This is a genomic window from Microbacterium sp. MEC084 (genome assembly GCF_004514465.2).
In the GTDB taxonomy this organism is placed as follows: Bacteria; Actinomycetota; Actinomycetes; order Actinomycetales; family Microbacteriaceae; genus Microbacterium.
In genome coordinates this window covers 19,278-36,598 of the sequence record NZ_MYFP02000006.1, presented here as the reverse complement: position 1 = coordinate 36,598, position 17,321 = coordinate 19,278, and the positions used below count along the sequence as shown (strand labels likewise).

General features: G+C 71.8%; 20 protein-coding genes and 2 tRNA genes. 11 read left to right on the top strand and 11 right to left on the bottom strand.

Going from position 1 to position 17,321, the window contains the following annotated elements:
• Positions 1-126 precede the first annotated feature (126 nt).
• The 3 genes from pepN to B5M43_RS07780 all read left to right on the top strand — a co-directional run bounded on the left by pepN (position 127) and on the right by B5M43_RS07780 (position 4,362).
• Positions 127-2,676: an aminopeptidase N gene (gene pepN / locus B5M43_RS07790; protein WP_134745491.1), complete on the top strand. Its 2,550-nt coding sequence runs from the start codon at positions 127-129 to the stop codon at positions 2,674-2,676.
• A gap of 85 nt (positions 2,677-2,761) precedes the next feature.
• On the top strand, positions 2,762-3,928 hold the full coding sequence (locus tag B5M43_RS07785) for a mechanosensitive ion channel family protein (RefSeq protein WP_082543104.1): 1,167 nt from the start codon (positions 2,762-2,764) through the stop codon (positions 3,926-3,928).
• A 2-nt stretch (positions 3,929-3,930) separates the two neighbouring features.
• Complete coding sequence (locus tag B5M43_RS07780) at positions 3,931-4,362, top strand: globin (RefSeq protein WP_055991320.1); 432 nt, start codon at positions 3,931-3,933, stop codon at positions 4,360-4,362.
• A 49-nt stretch (positions 4,363-4,411) separates the two neighbouring features.
• On the opposite strand, the gene B5M43_RS07775 is transcribed toward B5M43_RS07780, so the two are convergent.
• Positions 4,412-5,077, bottom strand: coding sequence for a hypothetical protein (locus B5M43_RS07775; protein WP_134745490.1), 666 nt, complete (start codon positions 5,075-5,077; stop codon positions 4,412-4,414).
• A 38-nt stretch (positions 5,078-5,115) separates the two neighbouring features.
• Between B5M43_RS07775 and B5M43_RS07770 the strand changes: the two genes are divergently transcribed.
• Positions 5,116-6,006, top strand: a complete 891-nt coding sequence (locus B5M43_RS07770; RefSeq protein ID WP_055991314.1) for an acyl-CoA thioesterase II — start codon at positions 5,116-5,118, stop codon at positions 6,004-6,006.
• 14 nt (positions 6,007-6,020) lie between these two features.
• Here the strand turns inward: B5M43_RS07770 and sufU are convergent, their stop codons facing one another.
• From sufU to msrA, 7 genes are all read right to left on the bottom strand, one after another.
• Positions 6,021-6,455, bottom strand: a complete 435-nt coding sequence (sufU, locus tag B5M43_RS07765) for a Fe-S cluster assembly sulfur transfer protein SufU (RefSeq protein WP_055991311.1) — start codon at positions 6,453-6,455, stop codon at positions 6,021-6,023.
• A complete protein-coding gene (locus tag B5M43_RS07760; RefSeq protein WP_082543103.1) occupies positions 6,452-7,708 on the bottom strand; it encodes an aminotransferase class V-fold PLP-dependent enzyme in 1,257 nt (418 codons plus the stop codon). The genes sufU and B5M43_RS07760 overlap by 4 nt, the downstream gene beginning before the upstream one ends.
• 76 nt (positions 7,709-7,784) lie before the next feature.
• Positions 7,785-8,264 carry a thioesterase family protein gene (locus B5M43_RS07755; RefSeq protein WP_055991507.1) on the bottom strand — a complete coding sequence of 160 codons (480 nt, stop codon included), beginning with the start codon at positions 8,262-8,264 and terminating at the stop codon, positions 7,785-7,787.
• A 26-nt stretch (positions 8,265-8,290) separates the two neighbouring features.
• On the bottom strand, positions 8,291-9,973 hold the full coding sequence (gene ettA, locus B5M43_RS07750) for an energy-dependent translational throttle protein EttA (protein ID WP_055991305.1): 1,683 nt from the start codon (positions 9,971-9,973) through the stop codon (positions 8,291-8,293).
• An 80-nt stretch (positions 9,974-10,053) separates the two neighbouring features.
• Positions 10,054-10,617, bottom strand: a complete 564-nt coding sequence (locus B5M43_RS07745) for a hypothetical protein (protein WP_230667800.1) — start codon at positions 10,615-10,617, stop codon at positions 10,054-10,056.
• 31 nt (positions 10,618-10,648) lie between these two features.
• Positions 10,649-11,155 carry a single-stranded DNA-binding protein gene (gene ssb, locus B5M43_RS07740; RefSeq protein WP_055991302.1) on the bottom strand — a complete coding sequence of 169 codons (507 nt, stop codon included), beginning with the start codon at positions 11,153-11,155 and terminating at the stop codon, positions 10,649-10,651.
• Between the two features lie 152 nt (positions 11,156-11,307).
• A complete protein-coding gene (msrA, locus tag B5M43_RS07735) occupies positions 11,308-11,850 on the bottom strand; it encodes a peptide-methionine (S)-S-oxide reductase MsrA (protein WP_134745489.1) in 543 nt (180 codons plus the stop codon).
• A gap of 121 nt (positions 11,851-11,971) precedes the next feature.
• Between msrA and B5M43_RS07730 the strand changes: the two genes are divergently transcribed.
• Positions 11,972-12,238: a hypothetical protein gene (locus tag B5M43_RS07730; RefSeq protein WP_055991296.1), complete on the top strand. Its 267-nt coding sequence runs from the start codon at positions 11,972-11,974 to the stop codon at positions 12,236-12,238.
• Between the two features lie 16 nt (positions 12,239-12,254).
• Here B5M43_RS07730 and B5M43_RS07725 read toward each other — a convergent pair whose 3' ends face one another.
• Positions 12,255-13,688 (bottom strand): PLP-dependent aminotransferase family protein, encoded by a 1,434-nt coding sequence (locus B5M43_RS07725; RefSeq protein WP_055991293.1) that lies wholly within the window; start codon positions 13,686-13,688, stop codon positions 12,255-12,257.
• A gap of 61 nt (positions 13,689-13,749) precedes the next feature.
• Here B5M43_RS07725 and B5M43_RS07720 point away from each other — a divergent pair, with 61 nt between their 5' ends.
• Positions 13,750-14,403: a YitT family protein gene (locus tag B5M43_RS07720; RefSeq protein ID WP_055991290.1), complete on the top strand. Its 654-nt coding sequence runs from the start codon at positions 13,750-13,752 to the stop codon at positions 14,401-14,403.
• A gap of 52 nt (positions 14,404-14,455) precedes the next feature.
• On the opposite strand, the gene B5M43_RS07715 is transcribed toward B5M43_RS07720, so the two are convergent.
• Positions 14,456-15,154 carry a hypothetical protein gene (locus tag B5M43_RS07715; RefSeq protein ID WP_230667798.1) on the bottom strand — a complete coding sequence of 233 codons (699 nt, stop codon included), beginning with the start codon at positions 15,152-15,154 and terminating at the stop codon, positions 14,456-14,458.
• 125 nt (positions 15,155-15,279) lie between these two features.
• Positions 15,280-15,352: transfer RNA gene (locus B5M43_RS07710), tRNA-Arg, on the bottom strand.
• Between the two features lie 75 nt (positions 15,353-15,427).
• On the opposite strand from B5M43_RS07710, the gene orn reads away from it, so the two are divergent.
• The 5 genes from orn to B5M43_RS07685 all read left to right on the top strand — a co-directional run bounded on the left by orn (position 15,428) and on the right by B5M43_RS07685 (position 17,320).
• The gene (gene orn / locus B5M43_RS07705) at positions 15,428-16,054 is read left to right on the top strand and encodes an oligoribonuclease (RefSeq protein ID WP_055991284.1); all 627 of its coding nucleotides are present in this window, start codon (positions 15,428-15,430) and stop codon (positions 16,052-16,054) included.
• Between the two features lie 39 nt (positions 16,055-16,093).
• Positions 16,094-16,169, top strand: a tRNA-His gene (locus B5M43_RS07700).
• A gap of 22 nt (positions 16,170-16,191) precedes the next feature.
• Positions 16,192-16,542 (top strand): metallopeptidase family protein, encoded by a 351-nt coding sequence (locus B5M43_RS07695; RefSeq protein ID WP_055991281.1) that lies wholly within the window; start codon positions 16,192-16,194, stop codon positions 16,540-16,542.
• Positions 16,542-16,841, top strand: coding sequence for an ATP-dependent Clp protease adapter ClpS (clpS, locus tag B5M43_RS07690; protein ID WP_134745487.1), 300 nt, complete (start codon positions 16,542-16,544; stop codon positions 16,839-16,841). The genes B5M43_RS07695 and clpS overlap by 1 nt, the downstream gene beginning before the upstream one ends.
• Positions 16,838-17,320, top strand: coding sequence for a DUF2017 family protein (locus B5M43_RS07685; RefSeq protein WP_230667796.1), 483 nt, complete (start codon positions 16,838-16,840; stop codon positions 17,318-17,320). The genes clpS and B5M43_RS07685 overlap by 4 nt, the downstream gene beginning before the upstream one ends.
• The last annotated feature ends 1 nt before the right edge of the window (position 17,321 follow it).

Here is a 17,321-nt window from a genome sequence, read left to right as displayed (position 1 = left end):
GAAGTCCGGGGACGCGGCGCATCCGGCTTCCGTGAGCGCAGGGGCCCGACGACGTAGGCTTGACCAGTTGCCGCCTGCACCACGGGCGGCCGCACCCCCCGACCCAGATCCCACGGGAGCTCATCAGTGCCTGGAGAGAACCTCACCCGCATCGAAGCGCATGAGCGCCGTGCCGTCGTCGACACGCGCTCCTACGAGGTCTCGCTCGACCTCACGAAGGGCGCGGAGATCTTCGGATCGCGCAGCGTCGTGCGATTCGCGGCGACCCCCGGAGCGTCCACCTTCATCGACCTGATCGCGCGCGAGGTGCGCGAGATCACGCTGAACGGCCGCGAGCTCGACCCCGCCGCCGTCTTCCACGACTCCCGCATCCAGCTCGACCAGCTCGAGGAGGAGAACGAGCTGGTGGTGGACGCGGACTGCCTCTACACGAACACGGGCGAGGGCCTCCACCGGTTCGTCGACCCCGTCGACGACGAGGTGTACCTGTACTCGCAGTTCGAGGTGCCGGACTCGCGCCGGATGTTCGCGGTGTTCGAGCAGCCCGATCTCAAGGCGACGTTCCAGTTCACCGTCACGGCCCCCGCCGGATGGAAGGTCGTCTCCAACGCTCCGACGCCCGAGCCGATCCCCCACGACGACGGCCAGAACGCCACGTGGGGCTTCGCGCCCACGCAGCGCATCTCGTCCTACATCACGGCGCTCGTGGCGGGGCCGTACGAGGAGACCCGCTCGGAGCTCACCAACTCGGAGGGCCGGGTCATCCCCCTCGGCATCTTCGCGCGCAAGAGCCTCTGGCAGCACGTCGACGCCGACTACATCTTCGAGAAGACGCGCCAGGGCTTCGCCTACTACGAGGAGAAGTTCGGCTACCCGTACCCGTTCGAGAAGTACGACCAGCTCTTCGTGCCCGAGTTCAACGCCGGTGCGATGGAGAACGCGGGCGCCGTGACGTTCACGGAGACGTACGTCTTCCGCAGCAAGGTCACCGACGCCGTCAAGGAGCGGCGCGTCGTGACGATCCTGCACGAGCTCGCGCACATGTGGTTCGGCGACCTGGTCACCATGAAGTGGTGGAACGACCTGTGGCTCAACGAGTCGTTCGCCGAGTGGGCCTCGACCATCGCCACCGCCGAGGCGACCGAGTGGACCGAGGCCTGGACGACGTTCAACGCCATGGAGAAGACCTGGGCCTACCGCCAGGACCAGCTCCCGTCCACGCACCCCGTCGTCGCGGAGATCAACGACCTCGAGGACGTCCAGGTCAACTTCGACGGCATCACGTACGCCAAGGGCGGATCGGTGCTGAAGCAGCTGGCCGCCTGGGTCGGGATCGACGCGTTCTTCTCGGGCGTCGGCGCCTACTTCGCCAAGCACGCCTTCGGCAACACCGAGCTGAGCGACCTGCTCGTCGAGCTGGAGCGGACCAGCGGGCGCGACCTGTCCGGATGGTCCGCGAAGTGGCTCGAGACCGCCGGTGTCAACACGCTGTCGCCCGTGATCGACGAGGCGGCCGACGGCACGATCTCGCGCTTCGCGATCACGCAGACCGCCCCGGCGGACTACCCGACCATCCGCCCGCACCGCCTGGGCATCGGGTTCTACGACCTCGTCGACGGCGCGCTCACGCGCACCCACCACGTCGAGCTCGATGTGGACGGGGACCTCACGGAGGTGCCCCAGCTCAAGGGCGCCCGCCGCCCGGCGCTCGTCCTGCTCAACGACGAGGACCTGGCCTACGCCAAGATCCGCCTGGACGACCGCTCCCTGGTGACGGCGATCGACCACCTGGCCGACATCGCCGACCCGCTGGCCCGGTCGCTCGTGTGGGGCGCCGCGTGGGACCAGACCCGGGACGCCGAGTCCGCAGCGGCCGACTACATCGACCTCGTGCTGCGCAACATCGGCCGCGAGACCGAGTCGACCACGATCCGCACCACGCTCGCGCAGCTGCAGCTCGCCGCGAACGCGTACGTCGCGCCCGAGGGCCGCGAGGCGGCGCGCGCGAAGGTCGCCGAGGGACTGTGGCGGCTGGCGCAGGCCGCGGAGGCCGGCAGCGACGCGCAGCTCCAGTTCGTGACGGCCTTCGCCTCCGCCGCGTCCACCCCGGCGCAGTGGGAGACCGTCCGGCAGCTCCGCTCGGGCGAGATCGCGCTCGACGGCCTCGCGATCGACACCGACCTGTCGTGGCAGCTGCTGGTCTCCCTCGCGGCCGGCGGCATCGCCGACGACGCCGCGATCGACGAGGCCCTGGCCGCCGACAACACGGCGAAGGGCGGCGAATTCGCCGCGCAGGCGCGCGCCGCGATCCCCACCCCCGAGGCCAAGGCCGCGGCGTGGGCGTCGCTGGTCGAGCAGGACACGCTGCCGAACACGCTCGTGCGCGCCGCGTCGGTCGGCTTCGTGCACCCGGCGTCGCGGCACCTGCTGCCGGAGTACACGACGCGCTACTTCGACATGCTGCTGCCCATCTGGGAGTCGCGCTCGTACAAGATCGCCGAGTACCTGTGCGAGCTGCTCTACCCGGCGCCGCTCGCCGACGCCGAGCTCCTGACCGCGACGCGCGCCTGGCTCGCCGAGAACCCCGAGGCCCCCGCGGCGCTGCGCCGCATCGTGCTCGAGAACCTCGCGGGCGTCGAGCGCGCGCTGGCCGCCCAGGCGCGCGACGCCGAGTGATGGTCGTCTGACCCGCCTCGATCTCCCGGCGAGCCCCGGCACCGCGCACAGCGGGCGCCGGGGCTCGCCGCATACGCTGGAGGGGATGACTCCCACGATCTCCACCGACACCGCCGAAGACGTCAAGCCCTTCTCCGAGCAGGCGCTCGCGCTGCTGATCGAGATCGGCTGGAAGCTCGTCCACATCGCGGCCATCATCCTGGTGTGCGCGCTGATCGCGTGGCTCCTGCGCTCGCTGATCCGGCGCGTGGTCGACCGCATCGTCCGCGGCGCCAAGAGCCGCGCCAAGGTCGACGACACGCGTGCCCTGGAGCGCTCCCCGCTCGCCTCCGTGCGGCTGGTGCAGCGCACCCGCACGCTCGGCTCCATCCTGCACAACATCGTCAACACGACGATCGTCATCATCGCGCTGATCCTGATCGTGAAGGCGATCGATCCGAACCTGCTCGGCTCGTTCGCGCTCATCAGCGCGGCGATCGGCGCGGGCCTCGGCTTCGGCGCGCAGAACATCGTCAAGGACGTGCTGAACGGCATCCTGATCGTCGCCGAGGACCAGGTCGGCATCGGCGACGTCGTCGACCTCGGGCTCGCGACCGGCGTCGTCGAGTTCGTCAGCGTCCGGATCACCCACGTGCGCGACGTGAACGGCACCCTCTGGTACGTCCGCAACGGCGAGGTCACGCGCATCGGCAACATGTCGCAGGGCTGGTCGCGCGTCGTGATCGACCTGGGCCTGCCCGCCGACGTCGACATCGACGAGGTCGAGCACGCGCTGCTCGCCACCGCGGAGGAGCTCGCGAAGGACGCGCGCTGGCGCTCCCGCATCGTCGACCACCCCGAGGTGTGGGGGCTCGAGTCCGTCGACGGGGACACGCTCAGCATCCGGCTCGTGCTGCGGGCCAAGCCCAGCGCGAAGGACGACGTCGCGCGCGAGCTCCGGATGCGCCTGCGCGACGCCGTTCACGCCCTGGGACTGGAGCTGCCGTCCCTCACGACCGTCACGCTCGAGGGCGCCGACGGCGCGCTGCGCGTGCGCGGCGCGAACCCGCCCCGCACCGAGCCCCAGCCGCTGCCGGAGCGCCCGTCGTGGCGGCCCCGGGGCAGGAACGGCGCGGGACCTGTCACGAAGCCGGCCGCCGAGGACGCCGGGGCCGACGCCCCGGTCGACGACACGGCGCCCTCCTCCGACGCCCCCGAGCTCGCGCCCGACGGCGACGGCCCGCACCCGCACGGAAAGGACACCGCGCTGTGACGATGGGAATCCGGCCCGAGGGCCACGGCGAGCACCCGTCGACCACGTTCTACGAGGCGGTGGGCGGCCACGAGACGTTCGTGAAGCTGGTGGACGTGTTCTACCGCGGCGTCGCGGAGGACCCGGTCCTCAAACCCATGTACCCCGAGGAGGACCTGGGCCCAGCCAAGGAGCGTCTCACCCTGTTCCTCGAGCAGTACTGGGGCGGCCCGACGACGTACAGCGAGAACCGCGGCCACCCGCGCCTGCGCATGCGGCACATGCCCTTCCACGTGAACCCCGACGCGCGCGACCGCTGGCTGAAGCACATGCGCAAGGCGGTCGACGAGCTCGGCCTGTCGCCGCTGCACGAGGCCACGCTCTGGGACTACCTCGAGCGCGCCGCCCAGGCCATGGTCAACACGTTCGAGCCCACACCTCCCTCCGGTCGTTGAGCGGAGCCACGAAGGAGCGGAGTCGAAACGCCTGAAGCCGCCGCCCGGGCTAGAGCGAACTCCCGGTGCGGCGCACGGGGGTGAGACCCGTGGCGGCCGGGCCGCGGGTGAGGATATGGCCGCGGTGCAGCGTCACGCGCGTCCATCGGCCCGACGACGTCACGCGCGCGTCCTCCTCGCCCCCGATGAAGCCGAGCGAGAACGCGGCGAACGCGACGCCGAGCGGCAGGCCGAGCAGCGCCTCGTCGGGGGCGCCCCAGACGTCTCCCCGGATGGCGCGGACCACGTCCTCGCCGGCGTCGGTCGGCACCCGCTCCGCGACCGCGGCGATCCCCCACTGCGCGCGGGACGCGAGCGTGGCGGCGGCGATCGTGCCGACCGGCTCCCAGCCGGCGCGCGGCGGCGCGATGCCGGCCCAGGCGGGCGCCAGCGCGGTCTCCGGCAGGCCCAGCGCGGCGGCGTCGTCGGTCTCGGAGAGCTCCGACACCACCAGGTCGCACTGGAGCTCGGGGTCGGCCGCGACGACGCGCATCCCGATCACGGTCGGGGTGCGGTCCAGAAGCCCTCGGGGCGCGAGCGCGGCCGTCGACATGGCGAGCACGCCGCCCGCCGCCTGCAGCCGCACGCCCTCGTCGCCGGCCCTCGCTGCGCGGCGCGCGAAGGTCAGGGCATCCTGGGCGGTGGGGGCGTCTGCGAGGACGAGGCGTGCGGTCACTGGATCAAGCCTAGGCGTCCGAAACCTAGACTGAGCAGGTGACAGACGCCACCCGACCGGATGCCCCCGCTGCCGACCCGATCGACGTGCTCCTCCGCGTCCTCTCGCTCGGCGAGACCGGCGCCCGCACGAGCGAGGACATCTTCACGGGCTCGTCCCACCCGATGCCCGGCGGACGGGTCTTCGGCGGCCAGGTGCTGGGCCAGTGCGTCGTCGCGGCGGGGCGGACGCTCCCCGACGATCGCGCTCCCCATTCGTTCCACGGCTACTTCCTGCGCCCCGGCGACGTGCGCAAGCCGCTCACGTTCGCCGTGGACCGGATCCACGACGGCCGATCGTTCTCGCGGCGCCGCATCCAGGCGTTCCAGGACGGCGAGCCGATCTTCTCGGGCATCGCCTCGTTCCAGGATGAAGACCCCGGCCTCGAGCACCAGCTGCCGATGCCCGACGTGCCCGGGCCCGAGGATCTGCCGGGTCCGTCCGACGTCGTGCGCGGGCGTCCGGAGGCCGCCCTCATCATCCGGGCGAACCCGATCGAGGTGCGCCACGTCGAGGGCGACATCTACCTCGAGGCCGCGGAGCGCGCGCCCCGGCAGGCGGTGTGGACGCGCCTGCGGCGGCCGATCGGGGACGACCCGCTGCTGCACCGCGCGGCGCTCGCGTATCTCACGGACTTCACGATCCAGGAGTCCGTGCTCCGCGCGCACGGGCTGTCCTGGGCGACGCCGGGCATCAAGACCGCGAGCCTCGACCACGCGATCTGGTGGCACCGCTTCGGGCGCGCCGACGAGTGGATGCTCTACGTGCAGGAGTCGCCGAGCGCGCGCGGCGGGCGCGGACTCACGCAGGGACGCCTGTACGCCCGCGACGGCGAGCTGCTCGCCACGGTGGCGCAGGAGATCATGCTGCGCGTGCCCGAGCGCGGCTGATCAGCCGCGGGACCTCACGCCTGGTTCAGGCAGGCCTCGAGCGCGACCCAGCCGAGCATCGCGCACTTGATGCGCATCACGTACTTCGCGACGCCCTGGAACGCCGCCGCGTCCTCGAGCGACTCCGGCGGCTCGCCGGCGCCACGGGAGCGCAGCATGGTGCGGAACTCCTCGATGCGCTCGAGTGCATCCGCCTTGGGCGCGCCCGCGAGCATGTCGGCCATGACCGACGCGGACGCCATCGAGATGCTGCAGCCCTGCCCCTCCCACACGAGCTCCGAGATCCGCCCGTCGGCGTCGAGCGTGACGCCCATCGTGATCTCGTCCCCGCAGGACGGGTTGAGCTCGTGGTGCGTGTGCGCGGTCGTGGACGGGTCGCCCTTGCCGACCGGGTTGCGGGAGTGATCCAGGATCAGTTCGCGGTACAGGCTCTCGAGCTCGGCGCTCATCGGTCCGCTCCGAAGAATCCGCGCACCTCGGCGAGGGCCGCGCCAAAGCTGGCCACGTCGTCGGCGGTCGTGTACACGTAGGCGCTCGCCCGCGTGGTCGCGGCGACGCCCAGCGCGCGATGCAGCGGCTGCGCGCAGTGATGTCCGGTGCGCACGGTGATCCCCCGATCGTCCAGGAACTGGCCGACGTCGTGCGCGTGCACGCCGTCGACGACGAAGCTCACCAGGCCGGCGCGCTCGGCGCCCGCCTGCGGGCCCACGAGCCGCACGCCCGGCACGGCGAGGACGGCGTCGACGAGCAGGCCGGCCATCTCGGCCTCGTGCGCGCGGACGCGGTCCATGCCGATGCCGGAGAGGTGCTCGGCGGCCGCGCCGAAGCCGACGGCCTGCGTGACCGGCTGCGTGCCGGCCTCGAAGCGCTGCGGCGACGGCAGGAACTCGGCGTCGTCGAGCGTCACGGTGGTGATCGTGGACCCGCCGGTCCGCGCCGGGGGCAGCGCGTCGAGCAGCTCGGCGCGTCCGTACAGGGCGCCGACGCCGGTCGGGCCGAGCATCTTGTGGGCCGAGAAGGCGGCGAAGTCGACCCCGAGGGCGCCGAGGTCAAGCGGGAGGTGCGGCGCGGACTGGCACGCGTCGAGGACGGTCAGGGCACCCGCCGAACGGGCGATCTCCACGACGTCGGCGACCGGGGCGATGTGGCCGGTCACGTTCGAGACGTGCGCGAAGGCGACGATCCGCGTGCGATCCGACACGAGGGCCGCGAGGTCGTCGACCGACCAGACGCCGTGCTCGTCGACCGGCACCGCGCGCAGGATCGCGCCCGTGCGGCGCGCGAGGCGCTGCCACGGGATGAGGTTGGCGTGGTGCTCGGCCGTGGTCACGACGATCTCGTCGCCGGGCTTCAGGGCCAGCTCGGGCGCGCCGAGCCCGGCGGACGCGTCCGACAGGCCGAGGGCGACCACGTTCAGCGCGTCGGTGGCGTTCTCGGTGAAGACGATCTCGCGCTCCCCCGCGCCGACGAACCTCGCGATCCTCTCGCGCGCGCCCTCGAACGCCCAGGTCGCCTCACCCGTCGCCATGCTGGAGCCGCGGTGCACGGCCGCGTACTCGGTGCGCGCGAAGGCGTCCTCGGCCTCGAGCACGGCGTCCGGTCGCTGGGACGTCGCCGCGGAGTCGAGGTAGACGCGGTCCGCGTGCGCGCGAAGGTACGGGTATCGCTCGCGCGCGAAGGCGTCGGCGGTGCTGATGGTCATGAGGCTCCCTGGTCGGCGAGATGGCCGTCTTCCAGTCTCCCGCATCCTGAGGCCGCGCGGGTCGTCGCGGATGCGGTCAGCGGCGGCCGAAGGCGATCGGCTCCTCGACGTACGGCGCCCAGGCGTCGCGCACGGCCGCCGGAAGCCGTGTGGGCCGGCCGCTGGCGGTGTCGACGAGCACCACCACGGCTGAGGCGCGGGCGTAGAGCTCCTGCGGCTCGCCGCCGGCGGGACTGAACACCTCGTAGCAGACCTCGGCGCTCGAGCCGCCGATCCGCCCCAGCCACAGCTGCACGTCGAGCGGCTTGTGGCCGTACGGCACCGGCTTGAGGTACTCGATCTCCTGCCGTGCGATGAGGGTCGCGACGGCGCCGCCGCCCTCAAGCACGTCGGCGTCGAACACAGCGGTGGGCGCCTGGTCGGCGGGATCCTCGGACCGCCAGAAGGCGCGCAGGCGCGCCTCCTCGAGCAGCTTCAGCATCGACGTGTTGTTCACGTGCCCGAGCGCGTCGAGGTCTCCCCAGCGACGGTGGATCGGGATGTGGACGCGGGTCATGCGCGGCTGCTCGAGGGGGCGGCGCATCAGTCGCGCGTCAGCTTGCGGTGCGTGGTGCGGTGCGGGCGGGCCGCCTCCGGGCCGAGGCGCTCGATCTTGTTCGCCTCGTACGACTCGAAGTTGCCCTCGAACCAGTACCACTGCGCCGGGTTCTCGTCCGTGCCCTCGTACGCCAGGATGTGCGTCGCGATGCGGTCGAGGAACCACCGGTCGTGCGTGATGACCACGGCGCAGCCCGGGAAGTCCAGCAGCGCGTTCTCGAGCGAGCTCAGGGTCTCGACGTCGAGGTCGTTGGTCGGCTCGTCGAGGAGCAGGAGATTGCCGCCCTGCTTGAGCGTGAGCGCGAGGTTCAGGCGGTTGCGCTCACCGCCCGACAGCACGCCGGCCTTCTTCTGCTGGTCCGGGCCCTTGAAGCCGAACTTCGACACGTAGGCGCGCGACGGGATCTCGGTCTTTCCGACCGTGATGATGTCCAGACCGTCCGAGACGACCTCCCACAGCGTCTTGTCGGGGTCGATGTTGGAGCGGTTCTGATCGACGTAGCTGATCTTGACCGTCTCGCCGATCTTCAGCTCGCCGCCGTCGAGCGGCTCGAGGCCCACGATCGTCTTGAACAGCGTGGTCTTGCCGACGCCGTTCGGGCCGATGATGCCGACGATGCCGTTCGGGGGGAGGTTGAAGCTGAGGTTCTCGATCAGCGTGCCGCGGCTGTCGAAGCCCTTCTTCAGGTTCTTCGCGTCGATCACCACGCTGCCGAGGCGCGGGCCGGCCGGGATCTGGATCTCCTCGAAGTCCAGCTTCCGCGTGCGCTCGGCCTCGGCCGCCATCTCCTCGTAGCGCTGCAGACGGGCCTTGGACTTCGCCTGGCGGCCCTTCGCGCTGCTGCGCACCCACTCGAGCTCCTCCTTGAGGCGCTTCTGGAGCTTGGCGTCCTTCTTGCCCTGGACCTCGAGGCGGTCGGCCTTCTTCTCGAGGTAGGTCGAGTAGTTGCCCTCGTAGGGGTAGAGGCGCCCGCGGTCGACCTCGGCGATCCACTCCGCGACGTGGTCGAGGAAGTACCGGTCGTGGGTGATCGCGATGACGGCGCCCTTGTACGCCTGCAGGTGCTGCTCGAGCCACAGCACGCTCTCGGCGTCGAGGTGGTTGGTCGGCTCGTCCAGGAGCAGCAGGTCGGGCTTCTGGAGCAGCAGCTTCGCGAGCGCCACGCGGCGGCGCTCACCACCCGACAGCGGCGCGATCGCCGCGTCGGCCGGCGGCGTGCGCAGCGCGTCCATGGCCTGCTCGAGCTGCGAGTCGAGGTCCCAGCCGTCGGCCGCGTCGATCTCCTCCTGCAGCGTGCCCATCTCGGCCAGCAGCGCGTCGAAGTCGGCGTCCGGCTCGGCCATCAGCGCGGAGATCTCGTTGAAGCGGTCGACCTTCGCCTTGATGGCGATGCCGTCCTGGATGTTCTCCAGGACCGTCTTCGACTCGTCGAGCTCGGGCTCCTGCATCAGGATGCCGACGCTGTAGCCGGGGGTCAGCTTCGCCTCGCCGTTCGACGGCGTGTCGAGGCCCGCCATGATCTTGAGGATCGTGGACTTTCCGGCGCCGTTGGGACCGACCATGCCGATCTTCGCACCGGGCAGGAACGCCATCGTCACGTCGTCGAGGATGAGCTTGTCGCCCACCTTCTTGCGGGCGCGCACCATTGAGTAGATGTATTCAGCCATTTGGCTCCCAGTCTAGGGCGCTGACCCTGGACGGATGGGGCGCATGCGGCCCGCGCGGCGCCGCGGCGGCGACCCGCGGCTCACCAGTCGATGGGACGGGTCTCCCCCACCAGGCACATGGTGCCCTCCTCGAGGGCGGGCAGCACTCGCGTGACGGCCTCGCCGATGTCGGGACCGACCTGGCCGACCAGGCACTCGTCGCCCCACAGGACCGAGAACTGCAGGGACTCAGCGGGGTTGCCGACCGTGCTCAGGTCCTCGGTGACCTGCATGGCCGCCTTGTCGAATCCGGCGGCGACGAGCGCGTCGACGTAGGCACGCCCCTCGGCCCGGCGGTCCGAGGCCCACACCCGCTCGGCGACCTCGGTGAAGAGGGCCAGGTTGTCGGCGGCGGTGCCGTCGGGCACCAGTGCCGTCGACCCCTCCGCGGGCTCCGACGGCGCGACCGATGCCGTCGCCGAGGCGGACGGCGCGGCCGGGGCCGAGACCGTCGGCGCATCGGACCGGCCCGGGCGGGGCGCGTCGGCGGCGCACCCCGCGAGCATCGCGGCCGTCGCGAGCACCGTCGCCACGGCGCCCGCCCGGGTGCGGCCGTGCCTCGGGCGGCGGCTGGCCGTCGCGGAGGGGTCGCGTCGCGGGGTCACGCCGCCGAGTCTAGGGTGGCCGCGCGGCGGCTCAGAACGGCGTGGCGTCGGCGAGCTCGGGATCCGGAAGCGTCTCCGCCTCGGGATCGTCCGCGCCGGCGGTGGACTGCGCCGGCGCCCAGTCGTCCTGCACGCCCTCCTGCGCGCCGCTCGCGCCCTGAGCGTCCGCGGCCGCGCTGCGCGGCGCCGTGCGCTGGAAGGCCGTCGTGCCGAACCGCAGGTCGTGGCCGAGCGCGTCGGCGTCGACCTCCGCCTCCATGCCCTTGCGACCGTCGGACTCCCACGTGCGCAGGCGCAGCCGGCCCGACACGACGACGCGTTCGCCCTTGTGCAGCGACGCCGCGGCGTTGTCTGCCAGCCCGCGGTACGCCGAGACGCTGTACCAGTTGGTGGCGCCGTCGACCCATGCGTTCGCCGCGCGGTCGTACCTCCGTGTGGGGCTCGCGAGCCGGAAGCGCGTCACGGCGATGCCGCTCGGCAGCGTGTTCCGCTCGGGCTCGGTCGCGATGTTGCCGGTGATCGTGATGATGTCGCCCATGGTCGTCCCTTCTCTCGCCGGAGACGTCTCCGGTCGGCCGCTGGTCGGCCTCGGGACGACTGTGACGCGACAGACGGCCCCGGATGCGGCTCCGCCCCCGTTCCATGGGGAACGGGGGCGGATCCGACGCCTGGGGACGAGCCCCGCGATCGTCAGGCGACGTACTCCGCGAACCGGGCGCGCACCTTGTTGACCTTCGGGACGGCCACCGCCAGGCAGTAGCCCTGGTTCGGGTTCTTCGCGAAGAAGTCCTGGTGGTGGTCCTCCGCGTCGTAGAACGCGCCGAGCGGCTCGATCCGGGTGACGATCGTCCCCTCCACGTCGCCGATCGGCGCATCCCAGATCTCGGAGGCGCGCTCGCGCGCGGCCTCGAACTGCTCGCGCTGCGCGTCGTCCGCGGGGAACATCGCCGAGCGGTACTGCGTGCCGGTGTCGGCCCCCTGGTGGTTCAGCTGCCGAGGGTCGTGCATCGTGAAGAACGCGTCCAGGATGACGTCGGCCGGGATGCGCTCGGGATCGAACGTGACCTTGACCGCCTCGGCGTGACCGGTCGTGCCGGTGCACACCAGCTCGTAGCTCGGGTGAGGCATGGCTCCGCCCGTGTAGCCCGAGACGACGCTCTCGACCCCGGACAGCGCGCGATACGCCGCGTCCAGGCACCAGAAGCATCCGCCGGCCAGAACGAAGGTCTGCATGTCCAACTCCTCTCGCCGCCGAATGCGGCACATCCTTCACAACGCTACGCGTCCGCAGGTGTTCCGGGGTCCCGGCCGATGTCGGCGGCCCCCCGTACCGTCTGTCGCGAGAGGAGCACTCATGCACGACACCGCACTCGCCGCAGCCGCGCCCGTCATCCCGGTCCCCGCCCCGGCCGTCCGAGGACGCGAGACGCTCGTGCGCGCCGGCGCCGCCCTCTGGCGCGTCTTGGGGCGCGGCGGCACCGTGATCGGCCACCTGCGGGTCGTCGAGCACCCGCTCGGCACGCGGTACCGCGCGGAGAGGCTGCAGGCGGCCACCGCGCGCTTCCTCGTCGTCGGCGAGTTCTGGTCGGCCGACGAGGCGGTCGCGAGCCTGCGCGTGTGACGCGCAGCGGCGCGGCTCAGACGACGGCGTCGAGCGGAGCGGCCTCGCCGGCCTCGGCTCCCCCGTCGGCGACGTCGCGCCAGGCGTCGACCAGCATCAGCGCGGCGCGGTCGAGCACCGGCGCCGGAGCCGTGAAGGGCACGCGGATGTGGCGCTCGTGACCGCCGCCGACCGAGAACCTGGGCCCGGCTGACAGCAGCAGGCCGCGCCGCCGCGCGGCGAGCGTGAGCGCCGAGCTGCGTGGGGCGCCGAGGCCCACCCACAGGGCGACCCCGCCGGCGACCGACGGGATGTCCCATTCCGGCACCGCGGGTCCCAGCACGCGCACGAGCGCGTCGCGCCCCTCGCGCAGCAGCTGGGACCGCTGGATCAGGATGTCCCCCATGCGCGGCAGGAGCCGCTCGGCGACCGCCTGCTCGAACTCGGGCGTGCCGAGATCCGTGGTCGGCCGAGCGGCGGCGAGCCTGCGGATCATGTCGACGTCGGCGCGGATCCAGCCGATCCGCAGACCGCCCCACACCGTCTTGCCGAACGAGCCCAGCGTGATCACGCCCTCGCCCGCGTCGACGGACGCGAACGGCAGCGGCGAGATCACCCGTTCGACGCCGAGCTCCGCGGTGGTCTCGTCGACGATCACGTGGGCGCCGACCGATCGCGCGAGCTCGGCGATCCGCCCTCTTGCCTCGACCGCCATCGACTCGCCGGTCGGGTTGTGGAAGTCCGGCATGAGGTACAGGGCGGTGGGGCGCGAGCGCAGGATGGCGTGCTCCGCGCGCTCCAGATCCCACCCCTCGCCCACGGTCACCGGGACGCCGACCAGCCGCGCGCCCTGCCGCGCGAACGCCTCCGCGGCGTGCGGGTAGGTGGGCGTCTCGAGCAGCACGCGGTCGCCGCGCGCGACGAGCAGCGTGGCGACCAGCGAGATCGCGCTCTGGGCGCCGTTCGTGACCAGGATCTGCGCGGCCTCGGTGGGCAGGCCGCGCTCGGTGTAGCGCCGCGCGATCGCCTCGCGCAGCCCGCGGCGGCCGGTCACGTCGTAGCCGGGCCGGGCCATCAGGGCGGGCGCATCGCCGGCCGTCTCGGCGTACACGGCCGCGAGCCCGGGCCATGCCGCGGGACTCGCCTGCTGCAGGTCGACCATGCCCTCGTCCGCGGCGATCCGGCCGAGGTCGCGGCGGCCCAGCGGGCGCGTGATGCTGCCCGAGCCGCGGACGCTGTCGATGTGCCGGCTCGCGCGCAGGCTGCGGTATGCGGCCGCCACGGTCGTCCGGCTCACGCCGAGGCGCGACGCGAGCTCCCGCTCGGCGGGCAGCGCCGTGTGCGGCGCGATCCGGTTGTCCAGGCACAGCAGCCGGATCGCATCCGCGAGGGCCTCGTAGGCGGGCTCGCGCGTGCGCCAGGGGCCGAGCAGCGCGTCCAGCGCTCGGGCGGAGAGTCGGGAGTCGAGCATGGAGCCACCATAGCCGGATTGGCCTCTTTACCGAAGGCCAATCTCGCGGTGGACTGATGGCATGCCCGCACCCTCCGCCGACCCGTCCGCGCCGCCCCGCTCCCTCGCCCGCCGCATCGTCCAGCTCCTCGTCGGCCTCCCTCTCTACGGGGTGGGCGTGGCCCTGACCGTGGAGGCGGGCGTGGGTCTGGATCCGTGGACCGTCCTGGCGGAGGGCCTGTCCGTGCGCACCGGCATCGGCATCGGATGGGTGACGATCCTGATCGGCGCGCTCGTGCTGCTCGCCTGGATCCCGCTCCGCGAGCGGCCGGGGATGGGCACGATCCTCAACATCCTGATCGTCGGCGCGGCCCTGCAGGTGACGCTCGACCTGATGCCGCCGATCGACGCCCTGGGCTGGCGCATCGCCGCGCTGTTCGGCGGAATCGCCCTGGTCGGCCTCGCGTCGGGCCTGTACATCGGCGCGCGCTTCGGGGCCGGCCCGCGGGACGGGCTCATGACCGGCCTGCATCGCCGGGCCGGCTGGCCCGTCTGGCGCGCTCGCGCGACCGTGGAGCTCACGGTCCTGGCGCTCGGGTGGCTTCTGGGCGGCACGGTGGGCTGGGGCACGGTCGCGTTCGCGGTGCTGATCGGCCCGTGCGTGGACGTGGCGCTGCGCCTGCTCGACACGCGCGCACCCCGCGCACGCGCGAACCCCGCGCCCGTCCCTGCATGACCGGGCGAGCGCGGGGTTCGTCGCCCGCATCGAGCGGGCGTGCTCCGGTGGCTCAGTGCTCCCGGAACTCGGGGCGTGCGGACCCCGGTCGCAGGTGCGAGGTCAACGCGTTCTTGGCGATGTCCAGCGACGGATACTGACCGATCGGCGCCTCCGCGCCGCTCATGGTCACCGCCCAGGACCCGTCGTCGACCTCCCGGATCGATCCGACGGCCCCGTTCGGTCCGTACGCCACATAGAGACGCCGTGTGTGCGTCGTCATCATCGTCGACTCCTTCCGCTCGCCTCGCACGTTACGCCCGCGAACGGATGGGCGGAACCCCTTGACATCGGTGGGCGCACTCCCGCAGCGATGTCGGAGGTATGTTCTAATGTCGCGGGCATGGCCATCTCCCGTGAACGCCTGTACGAGCTTCAAGCGCGCCATCGACATCGCAATTTCCCGCGCATGGTCGAGTACCTCCGAGCGCACCCCTGCTCCGACTGCGGCGAGCCGGACCTGGTGATGCTCGAGTTCGACCATCTCCCCGGGACTGACAAGAAGTTCGACATCAGTCGCGCAGTCGGCGCCTCCACCCGATCGTGGCGCGCCATCCTCACCGAGATCGAGAAGTGCGAGGTCGTGTGCGCCAACTGCCACCGTCGGCGCACCGCGAACCGCGCAGGCTTCCGCAGGCACCTGCTCGATGCCGGGGAYGATGTGCCGGACCCGGTCGTCGACCCACCGGAGGACCGCCGGTTCGTTCCCCATGGCGGAGGCGCGAAGGGCCGCCGCGACTGCCCTTGCGAGCCCTGCCGTACCCGACGGCGGGACTACACTCGCGAGCTCCGGGCCCGCAAACGGGCCGCTGACCGAACAGACGGTTCACCGCGAAGCGCCCCCTGAAGGATTCGAACCCTCGACCGACAAGGTAGAAGCTTGCTGCTCTGTCCACTGAGCTAAGGGGGCCTGCAACTACGGTACCGCGCCCGGCCCACGCGGCCGCGTCGGCGTGCGTCAGCGGCCGTCGATAGGCTGGAGCGCATGGTAGGCGCCTCCGAGAACGACCGGCTCGTCTGGATCGACTGCGAGATGACGGGCCTCGACCTCGCGGTCGACGAGCTGGTCGAGATCGCGATCGTCGTGACCGACTTCGAGCTGCGGATCCTCGACCCCGGTTTCCAGGTCGTCATCAAGCCGTCGCAGGCAGCGCTCGATCACATGGGCGAGTTCGTCACGGAGATGCACCGGAAGTCGGGTCTGCTGGACGAGATCCCGGGCGGCGTGCCGCTCGAGGAGGCCGAGCGCCTCGCGCTCGAGTACATCCGCCGCTTCGCCCCCCAGGAGCGCAAGGCCCCGCTGGCCGGCAACACGATCGGCACCGACCGGATGTTCCTGGCCAAGTACATGCCCCAGGTCGACACCTACCTGCACTACCGGAACGTCGACGTCTCGAGCGTCAAGGAGCTGTCGCGGCGCTGGTTCCCGCGGGCGTACATCCACGCGCCCGCGAAGGACGGCGGCCACCGCGCACTCGCGGACATCCTGGAGTCCATCCGCGAGCTCGAGTACTACCGTCGCGCCGTGTTCGTGGCCGAGCCGGGTCCCACCAGCGACGCGGCACGCGCGATCGCTTCGTCGGTCGTTTCGTCATTTGCCTCGGACATGTGACAGAATGAAGAGGTTGTCCCCGAGACATCGGGGGCCACGGTGGCTGTAGCTCAGTTGGTAGAGCACCGCGTTGTGGTCGCGGGGGTCGCGGGTTCAAGCCCCGTCAGCCACCCCACTCACTCCTGGCGGAAGTCCTCATGATCGACATGGACGCCGACGCTTTCGAGCGGCTCGTCGTCGACGAGCTCGATCGGCTGCCCGACGACATGGTCGACGGGCTGGACAACGTCGTGTTCGTCGTCGAGGATCGCCCGGAGGACGGATCGCTCGATCTGTTCGGGCTCTACGACGGGCTCGCGCTCACCGAGCGGGATCGATACGGCATGGGCGAGCTCCCGGACCGGATCATCGTGTACCGCGAGCCGCATCTCGCCGCGTGCGAGACGGAGGACGAGCTGCGAGACGAGATCCACACGACGCTGGTGCACGAGATCGCGCACTTCTACGGGATCGACGACGAGCGCCTGCACGAGCTGGGGTGGGCGTGATGGCCGGCGCCGCGCTCCCCGACCTCCATGAGGACGTCCGGCTCCACGAGCAGGAGGCCGCCGACGTCCCCTGGCAGACCGTGGTCTGGAACGACCCGGTCAACCTCATGAGCTACGTCGTCCGTGTGTTCCGCGAGTACTTCGGGTACAGCGTCGAGCGGGCGACCCAGCTGATGCTCGCGGTCCACAATGAGGGACACGCGGTCGTCGCCGAAGGCGCCCGCGAGCAGATGGAGCTGCACGCGCAGGCCATGCACGACTACGGCCTGTGGGCCACCGTACGGAGGAGCCCCCAGTGAGCGACAGGATCGTCCTGCTGACCCTGACCCGCATCGAGGTCACGCACCTCGCCGACCTCGTGCGGCAGTTCGCGGATCTCGTGGACAGCACGCCCACGCTCCCGGATCCCGCGATCGAGCGGCTCACGCCGGACGTGTATCCCGAGGACCCGGAGGCGTCCCGCGAGTTCCGCGCGGTCACGCGGGCCGACCTGCTGCGCCGGCGCGCGCACGACGCGCGCGTGGTGCTCGACGACCTCGCCCGGGTGGAGCGGGTGGAGGACGAGCTGGCGCCGGTCGACGTGTCGCTCGAGGGAGACAGCATCGAGTCCTGGCTGCGCACGCTGGCCGCCGTGCGCCTGGTGATCGCGAACCGTCTCGGCATCGTCGAGGACGATCAGGATCACGACCCGGACGACCCGCGTTACGGCGTGTACGACTGGCTCGGCTACCGCCTCGAGGGCCTCGTGCAGGCGGCCGAGCAGCGCGACACGGCCTGAT

Bases quoted from the DNA above. Each gene is read 5' to 3' on its own strand.
- orn (WP_055991284.1), top strand. From the start codon at position 15,428: ATGGTAGGCGCCTCCGAGAACGACCGGCTCGTCTGGATCGACTGCGAG.
- B5M43_RS07725 (WP_055991293.1), bottom strand. From the start codon at position 13,688: ATGCTCGACTCCCGACTCTCCGCCCGAGCGCTGGACGCGCTGCTCGGC.
- B5M43_RS07785 (WP_082543104.1), top strand. From the start codon at position 2,762: ATGACTCCCACGATCTCCACCGACACCGCCGAAGACGTCAAGCCCTTC.
- sufU (WP_055991311.1), bottom strand. From the start codon at position 6,455: ATGAGCGCCGAGCTCGAGAGCCTGTACCGCGAACTGATCCTGGATCAC.
- B5M43_RS07730 (WP_055991296.1), top strand. From the start codon at position 11,972: ATGCACGACACCGCACTCGCCGCAGCCGCGCCCGTCATCCCGGTCCCC.
- B5M43_RS07755 (WP_055991507.1), bottom strand. From the start codon at position 8,264: ATGACCCGCGTCCACATCCCGATCCACCGTCGCTGGGGAGACCTCGAC.
- B5M43_RS07760 (WP_082543103.1), bottom strand. From the start codon at position 7,708: ATGACCATCAGCACCGCCGACGCCTTCGCGCGCGAGCGATACCCGTAC.
- B5M43_RS07695 (WP_055991281.1), top strand. From the start codon at position 16,192: ATGATCGACATGGACGCCGACGCTTTCGAGCGGCTCGTCGTCGACGAG.
- ettA (WP_055991305.1), bottom strand. From the start codon at position 9,973: ATGGCTGAATACATCTACTCAATGGTGCGCGCCCGCAAGAAGGTGGGC.
- B5M43_RS07720 (WP_055991290.1), top strand. From the start codon at position 13,750: ATGCCCGCACCCTCCGCCGACCCGTCCGCGCCGCCCCGCTCCCTCGCC.
- ssb (WP_055991302.1), bottom strand. From the start codon at position 11,155: ATGGGCGACATCATCACGATCACCGGCAACATCGCGACCGAGCCCGAG.
- B5M43_RS07780 (WP_055991320.1), top strand. From the start codon at position 3,931: ATGGGAATCCGGCCCGAGGGCCACGGCGAGCACCCGTCGACCACGTTC.
- clpS (WP_134745487.1), top strand. From the start codon at position 16,542: ATGGCCGGCGCCGCGCTCCCCGACCTCCATGAGGACGTCCGGCTCCAC.
- msrA (WP_134745489.1), bottom strand. From the start codon at position 11,850: ATGCAGACCTTCGTTCTGGCCGGCGGATGCTTCTGGTGCCTGGACGCG.